This is a genomic window from Pseudobutyrivibrio ruminis, from assembly GCF_015057245.1.
GTDB lineage: Bacteria > Bacillota > Clostridia > Lachnospirales > Lachnospiraceae > Pseudobutyrivibrio > Pseudobutyrivibrio ruminis_E.
This window is the reverse complement of record NZ_SVET01000002.1, coordinates 52290-67772: the sequence shown is the minus strand read 5'-3', so window position 1 is coordinate 67772 and position 15483 is coordinate 52290. Positions and strand designations below refer to the sequence as shown.

At 34.0% G+C, this 15483-nt stretch carries 16 protein-coding genes; 7 read left to right on the top strand and 9 right to left on the bottom strand.

Features of this window, described 5'->3' with window-relative positions:
* The first annotated feature begins 251 nt into the window (after positions 1–251).
* Positions 252–980 (top strand): DUF6033 family protein, encoded by a 729-nt coding sequence (locus E7274_RS02400; RefSeq protein ID WP_304173415.1) that lies wholly within the window; start codon positions 252–254, stop codon positions 978–980.
* Between the two features lie 125 nt (positions 981–1105).
* Here the strand turns inward: E7274_RS02400 and E7274_RS02395 are convergent, their stop codons facing one another.
* The 5 genes from E7274_RS02395 to E7274_RS02375 form a co-directional block, all read right to left on the bottom strand.
* A complete protein-coding gene (locus E7274_RS02395; RefSeq protein WP_330598805.1) occupies positions 1106–1876 on the bottom strand; it encodes a recombinase family protein in 771 nt (256 codons plus the stop codon).
* A gap of 923 nt (positions 1877–2799) precedes the next feature.
* Complete coding sequence (locus E7274_RS02390) at positions 2800–5121, bottom strand: glycoside hydrolase domain-containing protein (protein ID WP_304173413.1); 2322 nt, start codon at positions 5119–5121, stop codon at positions 2800–2802.
* Between the two features lie 25 nt (positions 5122–5146).
* Positions 5147–5272 carry a hypothetical protein gene (locus E7274_RS02385; protein ID WP_278335556.1) on the bottom strand — a complete coding sequence of 42 codons (126 nt, stop codon included), beginning with the start codon at positions 5270–5272 and terminating at the stop codon, positions 5147–5149.
* A 119-nt stretch (positions 5273–5391) separates the two neighbouring features.
* Positions 5392–5559 (bottom strand): hypothetical protein, encoded by a 168-nt coding sequence (locus E7274_RS02380; RefSeq protein WP_177194982.1) that lies wholly within the window; start codon positions 5557–5559, stop codon positions 5392–5394.
* Between the two features lie 251 nt (positions 5560–5810).
* Complete coding sequence (locus E7274_RS02375) at positions 5811–6017, bottom strand: phage holin (protein WP_090483001.1); 207 nt, start codon at positions 6015–6017, stop codon at positions 5811–5813.
* A 152-nt stretch (positions 6018–6169) separates the two neighbouring features.
* Here E7274_RS02375 and E7274_RS02370 point away from each other — a divergent pair, with 152 nt between their 5' ends.
* Positions 6170–6658: a hypothetical protein gene (locus E7274_RS02370; RefSeq protein WP_304173412.1), complete on the top strand. Its 489-nt coding sequence runs from the start codon at positions 6170–6172 to the stop codon at positions 6656–6658.
* 83 nt (positions 6659–6741) lie between these two features.
* Here E7274_RS02370 and E7274_RS02365 read toward each other — a convergent pair whose 3' ends face one another.
* Genes E7274_RS02365 through istA form a run of 3 tightly spaced genes read right to left on the bottom strand, consistent with a single transcriptional unit; the run spans position 6742 to position 9443 of the window.
* A complete protein-coding gene (locus tag E7274_RS02365) occupies positions 6742–7176 on the bottom strand; it encodes a hypothetical protein (RefSeq protein ID WP_304173410.1) in 435 nt (144 codons plus the stop codon).
* Positions 7177–7188: 12 nt separating this feature from the next.
* Positions 7189–7956, bottom strand: coding sequence for an IS21-like element helper ATPase IstB (gene istB / locus E7274_RS02360; protein ID WP_090477643.1), 768 nt, complete (start codon positions 7954–7956; stop codon positions 7189–7191).
* Positions 7953–9443 (bottom strand): IS21 family transposase, encoded by a 1491-nt coding sequence (gene istA, locus E7274_RS02355; RefSeq protein WP_304173408.1) that lies wholly within the window; start codon positions 9441–9443, stop codon positions 7953–7955. The genes istB and istA overlap by 4 nt, the downstream gene beginning before the upstream one ends.
* A gap of 303 nt (positions 9444–9746) precedes the next feature.
* Between istA and E7274_RS02350 the strand changes: the two genes are divergently transcribed.
* The 4 genes from E7274_RS02350 (at position 9747) to tnpB (ending at position 13041) form a co-directional block, all read left to right on the top strand.
* A complete protein-coding gene (locus E7274_RS02350; RefSeq protein WP_304173407.1) occupies positions 9747–11198 on the top strand; it encodes a hypothetical protein in 1452 nt (483 codons plus the stop codon).
* Between the two features lie 11 nt (positions 11199–11209).
* Complete coding sequence (locus E7274_RS02345; RefSeq protein ID WP_304173405.1) at positions 11210–12178, top strand: glycosyltransferase family 2 protein; 969 nt, start codon at positions 11210–11212, stop codon at positions 12176–12178.
* 225 nt (positions 12179–12403) lie between these two features.
* Positions 12404–12787 (top strand): IS66 family insertion sequence element accessory protein TnpA, encoded by a 384-nt coding sequence (gene tnpA, locus E7274_RS02340; protein ID WP_304173403.1) that lies wholly within the window; start codon positions 12404–12406, stop codon positions 12785–12787.
* Positions 12784–13041 carry an IS66 family insertion sequence element accessory protein TnpB gene (tnpB, locus tag E7274_RS02335; RefSeq protein WP_304173401.1) on the top strand — a complete coding sequence of 86 codons (258 nt, stop codon included), beginning with the start codon at positions 12784–12786 and terminating at the stop codon, positions 13039–13041. The genes tnpA and tnpB overlap by 4 nt, the downstream gene beginning before the upstream one ends.
* 65 nt (positions 13042–13106) lie before the next feature.
* Here the strand turns inward: tnpB and tnpC are convergent, their stop codons facing one another.
* Positions 13107–14762: an IS66 family transposase gene (gene tnpC / locus E7274_RS02330; RefSeq protein ID WP_304173399.1), complete on the bottom strand. Its 1656-nt coding sequence runs from the start codon at positions 14760–14762 to the stop codon at positions 13107–13109.
* A gap of 336 nt (positions 14763–15098) precedes the next feature.
* Here tnpC and E7274_RS02325 point away from each other — a divergent pair, with 336 nt between their 5' ends.
* Positions 15099–15443, top strand: coding sequence for a helix-turn-helix domain-containing protein (locus E7274_RS02325; RefSeq protein WP_304173398.1), 345 nt, complete (start codon positions 15099–15101; stop codon positions 15441–15443).
* Positions 15444–15483 lie beyond the last annotated feature (40 nt).

Here is a 15483-nt window from a genome sequence, read left to right as displayed (position 1 = left end):
TCCTAATTAATTGAAGAACTATAGTTACATCAGTATTTTAATATAACGCATCACAATAAACAACAGCCTCAATAAATTGTATCAATTCTTTCACATTACGAAGATACATTTATGAATTTTTAATAAAAATAGTGTGAATCCTATTTACAGATATAAAAATCAATAGTAAATTCAAGGTGTATAGGAACTACGGATGGTGCCAGTTTTCAATGGAGTGAAAATTGGTGCTTTTTATTTTAGGAGAAAAAAGTATGAATTTAACATCTGTAAGTACTTCGTATAACAATATTAGTATTTATACAAGAAAAACCTCAAGTCAAGTAACAAGCTCATTCTTAACCAATAGCAGTAGCGATGATTCTGACTCAATTTTAGATTATTATCATGATTTATGTAAAAAATATCCTAATATAAGCTTTCGCCTCGAGGATATCCAAACCCGTTCAAAAATGCCTAGTGAACCACCGTATTTAGGCTATAACAACAGTTTTAATCAAATTGGAGATAATTTTGGAAACCCAGGGCAATGTAGCATAACTATAGATAAAAAAGTAATCGAAAATATGCAAAAAGACACTGTCTATAAAGAAATAGTTTATTCTTATATTGAAAATTTAGAGGCACAACAAGTAGGTTATCTACAACATGCCTCGCAAGAAGGAATGAGTTGTTTTGCTCATGTCCTAGAAGATAATAACGGTGTCCTTGCTCCTAGCACAAAATATGTACATGACGCATTTTCAACTGAGGAAGATATACGTAAGATTTGGAATACGGGAGTTTCTAATAAAGAAATTGTTAAAACATTGGAACAACTTAAAGATGATATGTTTGATACGTATCTAGCCATGCTGGAGCAAAGTGAGCGAACAAAAGATAAAATAATTATCAATGATGATTCAATGAAAGAAGATACAATAACTGGGAATGTGTTTGGAGTGGAAAATTCAAGCATTTATCAACAAATTGTAGAACTATAAAGAAAAAGCCATGGCATAAAGGCTCGTATTATAGGTGCTTTATATTTAATAAAAATAAACTTTCATAACCCAAGGCTCTGAAAACTCAATTTTCTACACATAAGCCTCAATTAAGAGCTCTTTTACTATTTACTTTGACCCTCAATTAGACTTATATACTTGTATATTGTCGTACGTGAGCAGCTTAGCAAATTGGCAAAATCAGTAATATTAATGCCGCCAGTTTTATACATAGGATAATACTTTAAAAACTTCTCAGGCAGATTTGAGGCATCAACTTTAGGTCTACCTATTTTATGACCCTTTGCCTTGGCATTTTCCATTCCAGATTTCACTCTCTGCGAAATAATATCTCGCTCCATTTCTGAAAAGACACCCCACATCATGAGCATCCCTTTGGTCATTGGATCTATTTCATCAGCAGTACAGTCTACAACAAAATTACCTATTACAAGTTTAATCTTCTTGTCCTGGACTAGCTGCATAATATCACATAGATGCTTAGTAGAACGAGTTAGACGTGATACCTCTGTAGTTACTATTGTGTCTCCCGATTCAACAACATCTAGTAATTTTTGAAATTCCACTCTATCTTTTTTTATTCCGGATTCATATTCCCAGTAGATGTATTTTTCATCAGTTACACCTAATGATTTCAGTTCTCGTTTCTGTCGGTCTATATCTTGCCTGGTCTCATTAGTAGAGCATCGAGCATATCCATAAACGCGGTATTTGACATCTTCACCACGATATGTACGTAACCACTCTCTTTTACCATTCTTTTTAATGAGATTAATTTCATAGCCGTCTTTATAATTAATGATTTCAATGTCTTTACCAATGTAATCTGGATTCTGTTGGTAGAATCTTTTTAACATAACCTCTTCTGTAATCATTTAGTACACTCCTGTTCAATAAATGGTTTCTATATTTTGTGAACACTCTTTCTAATAATTTTGCGCTCCCCAGAATATCAATCAGATGAAAAAATCCATTGATATTACTGGAAAACGCATCATTTTGATTAATATAGCATATTTACAAGATTTTTTGTTCACGAAACCAACTGTTTTTTTGCACATTCTATCATTATCTAAATTCAATGCATTATAACTTTTTTCACTGAAGGAAACATTAGAATTACAGAATCTATTAGTTGCATATAAGAATCTTTTTTTGATATTCTTCACTTTTTTAGCTATAATTAGCATAAATAATGTCATATAAAAACTCAGAACAATATAACTTACTATTACTATGAAATATTTCTTAAAAAACAAATTATTATTATTACATACATTACTAACGGTAATATTTTTTATTAGTATTGCCATTCTTACTTTATTTGATTTGAAATACCGATGGTATGTAACAACAATCTATATTGTATATATAATACTTGGATATTATATATACTTAATCAAATTATATTCTTCTATCTTTCCAAAATTAACTATGTTCAAAAACTTTCTAATTGGACTTATAGTCACAATTATTCCCATCTTACTTATTTGCATTGGTTACACACATCTATTATTAAACGGACTTCACCCCGAACAGCTACTCACAATAAAAAACCAAGCTTATGTATGTGAAATATATGATTTGGATCCTTCTTCCAAAAAAATATACTGTTATTCTTATCAAAACAATCCATTAACACGAGGACGTATTCCCCTTTTAATCATAGAATACAGAACCATCAATGCCAATTCAGTTTCCATTATATATACCTATTATGATTCGTCAGGAAATGTGATGTATTCAATAGAGGAGTAATAGCATAGTATGGTGATATTACTCCCCCTAATTTATATTTTTACTGATTTACTAAATCTTCTATTCGACTATCAAAAGCCTCAGCAATTACCTCTCCATACTCATATGGATACTTACCAAAATTACTCTCAAAATAATCTGTATATAATTTATACTCTCCATTGGCAAATGGTAAAGCAATATCTTTTATAGTCTTCTTGCCAAAAGCTGATAACATTTCTCTCTTAAACAAGCTATAGCGATTATAGCTATTGTCAGATAGATTGTAATAATCATTAAAAATATCATGAATTTTATTATTCTTCCAATCATATAGCTTAGCCATATTAAACGCATCTACATCCTGCAATAAATCCATTTTTGAAAAACCATATTTATCATCATTTGCAGCAATTTTTCTTTTAAGAGCTTCTAATGAAAAAGTTGCATCAACATCACTATCTTTATTGCTCTCAACTGCTGCTGCCATTTGATGTAAATCTCCTGCCCAACCAGCATATGCATCAATTTTATTATCTGCCTTTGCCAGAATCAATGTATTATAAATACATGCATTCAATGTTGCTGCCAGATGCTCTATTTCAATATTTTGAGCCGTATTACTATCAAAAAAATCAAATGAAGAAACTAGAATTTCTTTACTTGTATCTGCTATTCCTAAATTTTTAGCATTAACTGCCATTTCAAAGTTTTTATCTTTTGTTCCACCAAGTATATCCCATCCGGTTCCCTCATAATGACCTCTTAAATACTGCAATATAAACACATTTATATCTTTTATTGATGTCTCTTTGCCCGCACTTTGCAAGTACTTCTCAGCATAGTTCCATAAGTTGTCGTATAATGTGTAAATATTAAATGAATTATTGTTTTTTATCTTTTTAGCAGGAATTGCTGTTGCTCGCTCAGATGCTATGCATTTATCAATAGCAACGGATAAACTATTAGTTTCAAAAAACTGATCATATGCCCAATTTTTTGGCATTTTTTGTCCTATATTACCTGTAAATCCTGAAGACATATCAGAAACGTAACTATACTCTGCTAATTTCTTTTCATATAAGTGATTGCACAGCATCCTTGGACCATAAACACCTACTCTATAATTACATCCAATATTATCATTTACAGATTTAAAATATGGTATTAAATATTCCTCAATATCCTTCGTTAAAACATCATAATCAGCAGCAAAATAAATTACACTGTTTTTTGGAAATCCAAGATTTACAGCAGCAGCTGTGGCATCGATAGCATCTTTTTTTCCTTGTTTTTCTGTAAAGTATGTATTTTTTCGACCTGTTGTTTGAAATATTGGAATAATATTTAAATCTACGATTCCAAGTACTGCTATTTCATCTTCCGTCATCTTTTTATCTAATGTTCCACCTTCTACATTTGTTAAATACCTACCCACGTCCGTATAACCTGCATTTTTTAAATCTGTAGCTGTAAACCTTGATAATCTAGTGCTAGTATCACAAGCAGTAGCTTTTCTAGCTGTATTTCCTCTACTTGAAAGTAATGATGCCCATGTGTTTTTACCAGCCATTCCATCAGCTCCTAATCTAAGAAAATCCTGAAACTCATAAATCGCATTGTAAGTTTTATCGTCAAATACACCTTCATTTAATCCATATGGATAATAACCATTGACAGTTAGTGCCCACTTTAATAGTCTTTTAGATGCTGTATATCCTTTTGTCTTTTTAGTTAAAGTTGGTGCAGCATTCATTGTATTTGTACCAAAAACTCCATCTGGATCTAGTCCCCATTCAAGCTGACAACATTTAATAAGATTTTTATGTGCTTTTCTTTCCCACAAACCATTTGTAGGTGATAAACCAATTTTTTGGCCATAATACTTATTCATACCTTGCTGAACATACGATTTATATACAGCATCTGTATCTTTAGGATTTAACACTTTATATCCATCTGTATTCATTATTCCTTTCAAAATATAAGGTCTTATAATTCCATCATTTTCAATACCAGCATCACTTTGAAACTTCATAACAGCATTACTGGTATCCTTTCCATATATTCCATCCATAGCTCCTGCTGAATAGCCTTTACACCATAATGATGACTGGATAATATGCACAATATTATTCTTGGTATTTGACTTTCCAATTGTTGCTGGCAAGGCTTTTAGTGTTCCATCACCAAAATCTCCATCAACCTTGATATTCTTTCCATACTGCTTATTAATCTCAATTTGGAGCGCCTGAATCAATCTCTTAAATGTTCCTGCACCTGTAATACCATCAATATCTTTTTCTGCAAATGGTGTAAAATCTTTTTCACCCTTGTAAGTCTTGTTTAGCCACTCCTGAGTAGCTTTTACCATTTCATCCATTTTAATTTCCTCCTAAAAATAAATTTTACTTTGATGTTGCGTTATCGATTGATCCAACCATATCTTCCAGTGAATCAATCACTGCTACCAGAACTTCTGCTGCATTCTTAAGATCTGCTAGCAATCTTACTAAATCTGTAAGTTTTCCCATAGAATCCTCTCCTTTCATCTTTTTTAGGCTGTAATATTGCAAATAAAAAACGCCTGACAAAGTATAGAGATTTTCTATAATCTCTATAACTTCGTCAGGCGTTGGTTACTACTAATCAATTAAGACTGTGTACCTATTTGCTCAGTACGAATTTTCTTATTATGCATACTCACCGCTATTACTAATTTACATCTGGGGCATTTAATTTTAATTATTCCATCAGTGGTATCTTCTGCATCAAATAATCGTTTGTTATTACAGCATGGACATGCAATGTGTATTTCCATTATTCTCGCCTCCTTAGTGCCAGTTATATAGAAATGTCTGTCTGACTTCACATTGCCTTACCGTATCTACCTCCCTTAGTAGCGATGAATACAATATAGCAAACATATTTTCGATTGTCAACATTGTTTCGAAAATTTGTTCTTGTTATTTTACGGTAAATCTAAGTCATGTTTCAAACATTTCCTATAGATTTTCTACAAAATTCATGATATGTTATTTTTCTGCTGAATATGACTGACCCAATATTAAACTACTCAGATTTTGGAAAATCTATGCCTTCCGTTTCTGGATTATTCATTATTCCAAGTAATACACATATCGCACAAATACTTTCTAATATTGTCATTATTGCCTGATTATCAACACTAAACCCAAGCGTCGATAATATCGTCAGAACATATCCGCATATACCGATTAAGGTGGCGGGATTTTTTAGTCTTCTAAGATAATTTTTCATCTGCATCACCTTCCTAACGCCTATCCTTAAATACCAGGTCAGTCATTAGATAAAAAGGTTCAAATCACTAATTTGTAATCTCAATTTTATATTTTTCGTTAAGTTTACATTTTTCTTATCCCCACCTTCTTAATCTATGGGAGGTGAGAATAATGAATAATAGTTTTGCACAATTAGTACAATCAGCAAAACAAGATTCTGTTTCTATGGAAAATGTTATTACTAAAATGAATCCGCTATTAAAAAAGTACAGTAAAAAGGCCTTCTTTCTTGATGAAGATGATGCTTATCAAGAGTTAATCCTTGCATTAATCGAGGCTGTCATGCGTATTGACATTTGCAAAACAGATGGGGAATGTCTAATTTATTTAAAAAATGCTATTTACTATAAATTTGTACATTTATGTAGAGATAATGCGCAAAACAGTACCTACATTGATTCCTATGCAACATTACCAAATGATATCAGCGCTGATGTGGAATCTTCTATATATGACTTAATAATTGACTTAAATGCCATTAATTTAAGTCTTAAACCAGCTACCAAAGAGATTTTTAACCTAATTTGTGCGGAGTATAGCGATAGCGAAATTGCTAGCATTGTTGATTGTCAAGTAGAATTGACCCACTTTTACGTTTAGTTCTGACCCACCAGCGATGATTTCGCTGGATGGGTCAGTTTTTATGTTATTCCTAAATTTGATACTTTGTTTTGACCCACCTCTTAGTGAGCAATTATCTGATAGCCATCATTTTGGAGGGATGTCCTGTCAATAATAATGGTTCTATCCGAAACATTCATATTTACATATCTGCTTATGGCTAATAACTTGTCGCCAATAAGCTCCTGGATTAGCTTTTCCATAGCTGCAGTCTTAGTTGATTCAGTAGCGGTTTGGTTAACTTGTACCAGTTCCTGTCGAGGTGCGCATAACTCATCAAAGCTCAAGAACACATCCTCCGCGATAGGCTTATGAAATGTAAATTTATTAAGTGCTTCATCAAATCCAAGCGTCTCTTCAGCTTTCATTCTTCTGAATATGCAGGCTGGATTTTTTACTTCGTAATTATTTTTTAGTTTATTATATAGCTCCGCTTTGCCCTGCTCGTTGTAAACTTTTGCAAAGCCTTGCAGTTGATCTTTTGTTATTCTACTCATTTGTTTTCCCTTTTATTTTTTAACACTCTTTTTTGACCCTTTGACACGATAACTGTCGCCCGTTATACTTAGGACATGACAATGGTGAAGAACTCGATCAAGAATTGCAGTAGCGGCAAGCTGGCCGGTAAACAATTCATCCCATCTTCCCATTGGAAGATTAGTTGTAATGATGAGGGAGCCTTTTTCGTATCGTTGGCGAATGATTTGGAAAAATAGGCTCTCTTTTTCTTTATCCATTTTTATGTAAGATAATTCGTCGATGATTAATAAATCTATCTTTTTGAGTTCTTTTAATGTCTCTTGTAAGCGTCCATTCATCATTGAAATGTGTAACTGATCTACAAGTTCTTTGGCATTCACAAACATTACTTTGTATCCAGCTTTACAAGCATTTCTCCCAATAGCAGTGGCAATCATGCTTTTACCAACTCCAGGAGGGCCAATGATTATTACGTTCTCTTTAGCATCAATAAACCTTAGTGAGCCAAGCTCTTCAATTTTTGATTTATCCAAAGACCTATTAAACGAATAATCTATTTCGCTTAAAGAAGCTATCGTGTCAAAATTTGCTTTAGCAATAAGTTTTTCCGTTCTACGTTGTTCTTTACCTTCATCTTCGGCTATAAGAAGTTTGATTAGGAAATCCTCATAACCAAGCTTATCTGTTTTAGCTTCTTCAATCAGGTCAACGTATTGCTCTCGAATATCAACCAGCTTAAACTTCTTCAGCTTTTCAGTGATAAAAGCCTTTTTGTCTACTACATCTGATGTCTTCATTTAGCTACCTCCTTTGCTGATTCTTCGTAATAACTGCAATCACGAATTAATTCATTTTTAGAAGGTGCTTGATTTCTAGATTCATCTAGTAGAGTACGATAGCCGTTATTGTAATCTCTTAGAAGTGCTCTAAATGATGTGATATCCATCATGTCTTCATCAATAGCTACTCCAATAAAGTAATCTAGGACGTTGTCATCATAGAGTTCTTGAAGTTCAAGAATTCTTCTTGCATGATGCGTTGGTTGGTCAAATCTACGACCTGCAGCTTCTAGATATCGTGAACCATTTCTAAAGCGTTCTGTAAAATCTCTTCGAATCTGAGGTATAGAAGTATTTACCTTTGGAGCTATCTGCGCATAATGCTCATCATTAGTAAGAACATTCCTTTTGGTGTCAAATGCCTCCTGCCGCAATATTAGCCGCTCATTCTTATCATAGATTTCTATTCGAAAGCCATAAATAATCCTGTAGAATACATTTCTATCGACATATGTAACCGGAACACTGTATTTGTTTCCTTCAATGCTTACAAAGCTGTCAGGGCTGACCTTTCTAGTTTTTAATGCATCCATGTGATAATGAGTTTTAGGAAGCTCTAGCAATGTCGCTTTCTCTTCCAGTAGATAATGTTGGTTTGGTATACGCCCTGTAGTTGTGTGCGTTTCATTGCACCAATCATCTACGAACTTTTTACCTCTATGATTTAGTTCCTCCATAGTTGCAAAAGAGTTCCCTTTGATAAACTGTTCTTCAATGTACTTAAAGGGGCGTTCAATCTTACCTTTCTTTCTAGGCCAATAGCATGGACATGCATTAAGTTCAGTGTTTAAATGTTTAGCTACCATTAATGCATGTGGATTGTATCTGATTTCAGCTTCTGATCTAGGGTTGTTCTCTAAAACTAGTGCTTTAGGATTGTCTATCAACAACTCCAATGTAACACCACCTAAATCGTCAAAAAGTTCTTGAATTGCTTCATAAATAGCTGCAGCATCAGATTTTAAAGAAAAGCAAACAGCTTTCTTTCTTGAGGCCGCTAAAATCATAGCAAAGCAATACACCTTTCTGTAACGTGAACCAACAAGAACTTCATACTCAGTCCAATCAAACTGAGCTTGGTCGCCACACGGGCTTTCATGCCTTACAGTAGCTCGTTTGCTAATATGATAACCAACATCCTCATCAATCTTATTTAGGAAACGATATACAGGTCCTATGCTACCTTGATATCCTATAGCTTTCAGTTCTCTAAAGATTCTTGTGCCATTAAAGTTATAAGGGTCGCATCTCCATTCAATGATTTGCTCCTTGAAGGAATCAATTTTTGAATGATAGATTTTCCGGTTATAAGTCGGTGGCTTATCCATCGCAAGAAGCTTCTTCACTGTGTTGCGTGAGATACCAAGGATTTGAGCTGTTGCTCGTTTCGATTTAGTTTGCTTGTACACTTTCTGTACAGCTGCCCAATCTTCCAAGTCTTTCACCTCTTTTTTCTCCTTTCCGTATATACGAATTGATATACGGAAAGTATTGTATTTTTCTTAAAGAGGTGGGTCAATTCTAAGTATTAAATTTTCAAGGAACAACGAGTATAATAAATGACAACAGGAGATACTTGTTATATCTAGTGGCTCAATTCTGAGTGTAAATCCTGGGTCAGTTTTAAGTGTAAATCAACACATATGTCTTTAAATAAGGAAAGTTGTTATATCTATTTAACAATTATTGTTTTTTCACTTATAGTTTCGTATCAAAGTAAGTCATACTATATGTGGGATTGTCATAACATGTTTGCTTTGCTAGATGGGTATAATTCCACAATATCAGAACTATTAGATTTTGATAAATTAGCCTTTTATAATCATATATCATATAGTTATGTATTCTTTGCTTTTCTTAATAAGGCGCTTTTTGGAACAGCAATACTGGGGCAAATGCTATATTCAAAAATCTTGATTGTGGTATCTGGTGTTGGGATTTATAAACTATTGCAAATAATGTATCCAAAAGCTGGAAAGACAGAATATCTTATGATATCTATGATTTGGCTTGGGTCTCCATTTGTTATGGGGTTATCGAGTTATAGTTATAATGATTTTGCAACATGGTGCATTTTCCCGATATTGTTATATTTTTTATATTCAAAAAAAGATATCTATGCATTCCTAACGGCATTCTATTTTGTTTTCTGTAAGGAAAGTAGTGTGGTTATGTATTCGTTCTTATTGTTAGGAATATATGTCGTCGAAGCTTGGGAAAAAAGAAAAGTTATTCATTCAATAGAAAGATTTTTTGTCCTGTTACTTCCTTGTTTTTTGTGGTTATTTTCTTATTATAATATTAGTCATTGGGATGGTGGAGGAGGTTTAATACTTAGTATTGAATATTTTATAGCTAAACTAAAATCTTTTTATTGTATAAATTTTAATTGGCTACTAGGAATACTAGGCGTATTTTGTGTGGTTGAAGCATTTAGAAACAGATATAAACAATATCTGGGAAAAATAGTGCCTATTGTGTTCTCGGGTATAGTATATATAGTGTTTTCTGGAATAATTAATACAGGGGTTAATCATCAGAGATATATTGATGCTTTGTATGCAGAAATATATATACTTGCTAGCTTTTTTCCATTGGTATTAGTTACAAAGAAAAAAATTAAGATAGTTACATATATTTTGAGTCTAAGTGTATCGATACTATCAAGTTTTTACACATTAGACCCTATTAGTCGAGCAGTGTATCAAGAGATAGATGTTGGAAGAACAAGTGTAATTACATCGGGACAGATATTATCCGATGCTATGGTTTATAACAGGCAATATCAAAATTATGGATATATCGTGGATGAAGCGATTGCTGACATTATGGATTCTCCTAATGGAATTATATATATGCCTGCATTATATAATAACCCATGGTATTTTGATGCAATGGGAACTTATATAATAATAGAGGATGATGCAGAAATAGTTATTACAGAACAATGGAATACAAGGCATCAAACACGCATGACAGATACAAATTTGGATGAAAATATTCCATTTGAAATTCATGTAATATCTAATAATTATAGAATTAGTATGCCTGATGGTACATATGGCTATTATTTGTATACTAGTTATGCTGGTATAGAAATGGCAAATTATATTCGTAACAACTTTAATATAGTTAGTGATCAAATATACAGTAAATCTGGATGGGATTTGCATTGCCTTACATTTACAAATACTAATTAAGGAGAAGATAGATGGATAAAATTGCTGTTTTAGTTCCCTGTTATAACGAAAGTGAAACAATTGAAAAAGTTGTCAAAGATTTTAAAAGAGTATTACCAGAAGCTACTATCTATGTATATGACAATAATTCAATAGATCAAACAGACGTGAAAGCAAAGAATGCAGGTGCTGTTGTGAGATATGTTCATCAACAGGGAAAAGGAAATGTTATTCGTCGAATGTTTGGGGAGATTGACGCAGAATGTTATGTAATGGTTGATGGAGACGATACCTATCCGGCAGAGGCTGCTCGCGAAATGGTAGATAAAATACTAAATGATGGTGCAGATATGATTGTGGGGGATAGATTATCATCTACATACTTTGAGGAAAACAAAAGACCGTTTCATAATTTCGGAAATAGCATAGTTCGTAGAAGTATTAATATAATATTCGATAATGATATTAAAGATATTATGACGGGGTACAGAGCTTTCAGTTATAGATTTGTGAAAACATTTCCTGTACTATCAAAAGGTTTTGAGATTGAAACAGAAATGAGTATCCATGCTGTAGATAAAAATATGTTTGTTGAGAATGTCATAATAGAGTATCGTGATCGACCATATGGAAGCGTCTCAAAGTTAAATACATTTTCCGATGGATTTAAAGTTATAAGAACAATCCTCAGATTATATAGAACATACAAACCTATGGAATTCTTCGGATGGATTGCGGCTATTTTGATAGTTATTGCAACAGCGTTTTTTATTCCAGTGTTCTTGGAGTATAGTCTTACAGGGCAAGTCTTGCGCTTCCCAACCCTTATTGTATGTGGATTTGTTGCGATAGCGGCGATTCAGTCGTTCTTTTCTGGACTAATACTAAAGACAATTAATCATAAAAATAGACAGGATTTTGAAATAGCATTGTATCGAGTAACCAAAGAATACAATTCAGCTATAGCAACCCAAGAGGAGAAATCGGGAAAAGGTGCCTGATTAAATAATGGTAGATAAGAGAAAAGCTCACGTATATATTGTAAGCGCTTAGTAATCCACCGTCGTGACTGACAGCGGTACTTTTGAAATAATAATAACAACTAAACATATGGAGCATTTCACTCCAATTACTATTCGTTATAGTTCGTTCATATGGAGCGTTTTACTCCATATCGAATAGGATATTCAAAGTGGAGTGTTTCACTACACATGGAGGTTGTTATTATGCGAAGCAAATTTACTAAGCAACAAAAGTTTGACATGGTAATGGAATGTCGCAACAGCGGCTTATCCGATTACATGTGGTGCAAGAAGCACGATATCCAAAGCAGCACCTTTTATAGCTGGGTAAAACAGTTGAAACGAGATGGAGCTAATGTTCCAGAAAGAACATATGCCGAAGATTATCATCTTGATTCAAAACCAGATATCGTGAAACTTGAAATTGTCGATGAACTTCCTGCTGAAAAACCACAAGTGGTTCAGCAGCTTCCATCAAACAATTGTGCCATCGAAATAACTATAGGACAGGCATCGATAAAAGTTTTCAATGATGTTAATCCAAAGTTATTATCTCAGGTTATGACCTGCCTAGGAGGTTGCCTATGATTGGTGATATCTCCATGGCAGATAACATATATATCATCTGTGGTTACACAGATATGCGCAAGTCAATAGATGGACTGTGTGCCGTAATTAAGGATCTGCTCGAACTCGATGCAGAAAATACCAAATCGCTTTACCTCTTTTGCGGTAAGCGTAATGACAGGATAAAAGCACTGTATCATGAAAAAGATGGTTTTGTGCTTTTATATAAAAGGCTCGATTACAAGCTTGGTAAATACGTAAGCCCTCAATCATGAGTACCAGATATCAAAATACCCAGCATTTCTGCTGGGTTTAGATATAAATCATGCAACTTGAAAATTTAAGATTTTTTATACTTGCTAGGGCATTTCTGTTGAACTGGTTTTGACCAAGGCATTAAGTCATTGAGAAAATTAGTATTCTTATCCTCCATGTGCTTTGGAATCTCTGTGAGCAGAAGTTCAAAGTATTGGTAGGTGTTTAATCCGTTAGCTTTTGCTGTTTCAGCTAAGCTGAAGAGCATGGCGCTTGCAGTGGCACCTTTTGAGGAATCGATTAAAACAAAGTTTTTACGCGCAATAGTGAATGGCCTGATTGCTTGCTCAGCATAGTTGTTGTCCATTGGAACTTTTCCATCGTTCAAAAATGTTCGAAGGTATTCTTCCTGGTTAAGACTATAGGCAAGTGCTCGTCCTATGGTACTGTTATGAGTAACTTGAGTGTATTTTAATTTTGCCCACTCGAAGTAAGCATCGACTTTCTCTTTGAGAACAAGTTGACGCTGCTTTTTACGATCTCTATTTGTTAGGTCATCGAAAGAGTTGTCGATGTGCATAATCTCGGTAATCATCGAGTATGCTTCGGCGGCTATCGAACCTTTTGCGGCTTCAGTGCCAACAGACTTAATGAATTCAGCAAAAGGTCTTCTCGCATGAATCCAACAGCCAGCGATTTGTAGGTCGTGCCGTTCTTTACCAAGCTTATGGTAGACCTGATAACCATCAGTGACCACAGTACCGGAGAAGTCCTTCAAGAATTCTCTTGGGTGATCAGTTCTTCTAGATGGCTGCCAATCGTATAAAACGATTGGATGCTCAGAGCAGTGTGGGTTATTTCTATAAACCCACATGTAAGTCTTCTTGCCATTTTTAATTTTAGTTTTATCAATCTGCATTACCTTAACGGGTGTTTCATCGGCATGGATTACTTTGCTGTCATAGATGAGCTCATGCATACGGTCATACACCAATGAGAGATATCTTTCAGTAGCATTAATAATCCAGTTGCACATGGTATTGGTTTCAAGGTTAATACCGTTATCCTTGAAGGCTTTCTTTTGACGATCAATAGGTAACGCATTTACATATTTACCATTTATAAGAGATGCGACTAATGAGGGTGTCGCAATACTGTTTTTGAACAAGTCAACAGAACGAGGCGCTCTTATGATTGTTCCATCATTGTCCTTAGAAGCGTAGACATGAACGTGGTGTTCATCAACGATAAATGTTTCAGGAATTATCTGTAGGCGTTTATAAATCTCTGCAGGAAGTTCTTTGTAACCATTAGGGAACTTTTCAGCAAGCTCTTCGTCGGAAAGCTTGTGCTCAATAATTCGAGCAGGAAGTCCGTCGAGGTCTATATCACGTTTGCCTTTAGTTTTAGAACGCTTATAAGAAGAGATAATAACCTCAGTGATCTCAGGTTCTGGAGTTGACGAATCTGCGGTTGCATCGACCTCATTAAAGGAATCAAAAAGAGACATCTGTCCTTCTATCTCAGAAGAAGCTTCAGATTTCTTTCCGAACTGACGCTGATTCATGATTCGAATTTGCTCAGTAAGAAGTTCAATTTGACGATTAGTGTCAGCTAGCTGAGCATTAGCAGTATCAAGTTGCTCTTGCATGAAACCAAGCTGACTTTGTAAAGAAGATGCAATGATGACCAATGCTTCTTTATTAAGATTGTTAAGTTGTTCATCGGTTAATTGCATCATTACGTTTCTCCTTAATTATGTATTAATTATATCAAAATCAAGGGATTATGACGAATTTTGGAAAAGGTAAAAATGGTGAAAATGCCTATAAATACGGCATTCATAGACGTTGTATAAGGAATCTTAGATTATAGATAAAAGTAAAAAGAAAAGTGCTGTGTAGAGCTTAGATTACTAGAAAACTAGGTGCCTGACCCCATTACGAAAATGTTACAAATGGATGGAAATGAAAAGCTGTTGATTAATGTAAAAGGTAATTGACAGCTTTAAAATTCATTGTTAAAATACGTAAAATAGTAGAAATTTAAAAGTGATGTAATCATTGGAGGGATTGCTATGACAGCAAGTGAGCGAATACTTCAATTATTGGACGAAAGAAAAATCAGTCAAAAGGATTTTTCGGATAAAACAGGGATTCCTCAGAGCACAATTAGTGATTGGAGAAAAAAGAAAACCAATCCGGCATCAGATAAAATAATGATTATATGCAAAGTGCTTAATGTAACACCAGAATGGTTATTATCTGGAATAGAAGAGGATGGTTCCAGAGGTAATAGAACGGACTATTATGTAATAGATAAAGAGTCTGATTTAGGCGAATTAATGGCAGCATATAGCGATATGGACACAAGTATGCGAAACAGATTAATGGGATATGCAAAAGCGCTCCTAGGAATATAGGAGCGATTATTTTTCGAATTAAAATCCGTATAATAGGAAT

Excerpts from the sequence above, each read along its gene's own strand:
- E7274_RS02400 (WP_304173415.1), top strand. The coding sequence starts at position 252 with ATGAATTTAACATCTGTAAGTACTTCGTATAACAATATTAGTATTTAT.
- E7274_RS02395 (WP_330598805.1), bottom strand. The coding sequence starts at position 1,876 with ATGATTACAGAAGAGGTTATGTTAAAAAGATTCTACCAACAGAATCCA.
- E7274_RS02390 (WP_304173413.1), bottom strand. The coding sequence starts at position 5,121 with ATGGATGAAATGGTAAAAGCTACTCAGGAGTGGCTAAACAAGACTTAC.
- E7274_RS02385 (WP_278335556.1), bottom strand. The coding sequence starts at position 5,272 with ATGGGAAAACTTACAGATTTAGTAAGATTGCTAGCAGATCTTAAGAAT.
- E7274_RS02380 (WP_177194982.1), bottom strand. The coding sequence starts at position 5,559 with ATGGAAATACACATTGCATGTCCATGCTGTAATAACAAACGATTATTT.
- E7274_RS02375 (WP_090483001.1), bottom strand. The coding sequence starts at position 6,017 with ATGAAAAATTATCTTAGAAGACTAAAAAATCCCGCCACCTTAATCGGT.
- E7274_RS02370 (WP_304173412.1), top strand. The coding sequence starts at position 6,170 with ATGAATAATAGTTTTGCACAATTAGTACAATCAGCAAAACAAGATTCT.
- E7274_RS02365 (WP_304173410.1), bottom strand. The coding sequence starts at position 7,176 with ATGAGTAGAATAACAAAAGATCAACTGCAAGGCTTTGCAAAAGTTTAC.
- istB (WP_090477643.1), bottom strand. The coding sequence starts at position 7,956 with ATGAAGACATCAGATGTAGTAGACAAAAAGGCTTTTATCACTGAAAAG.
- E7274_RS02350 (WP_304173407.1), top strand. The coding sequence starts at position 9,747 with ATGTTTGCTTTGCTAGATGGGTATAATTCCACAATATCAGAACTATTA.
- E7274_RS02345 (WP_304173405.1), top strand. The coding sequence starts at position 11,210 with ATGGATAAAATTGCTGTTTTAGTTCCCTGTTATAACGAAAGTGAAACA.
- tnpA (WP_304173403.1), top strand. The coding sequence starts at position 12,404 with ATGCGAAGCAAATTTACTAAGCAACAAAAGTTTGACATGGTAATGGAA.
- tnpB (WP_304173401.1), top strand. The coding sequence starts at position 12,784 with ATGATTGGTGATATCTCCATGGCAGATAACATATATATCATCTGTGGT.
- tnpC (WP_304173399.1), bottom strand. The coding sequence starts at position 14,762 with ATGATGCAATTAACCGATGAACAACTTAACAATCTTAATAAAGAAGCA.
- E7274_RS02325 (WP_304173398.1), top strand. The coding sequence starts at position 15,099 with ATGACAGCAAGTGAGCGAATACTTCAATTATTGGACGAAAGAAAAATC.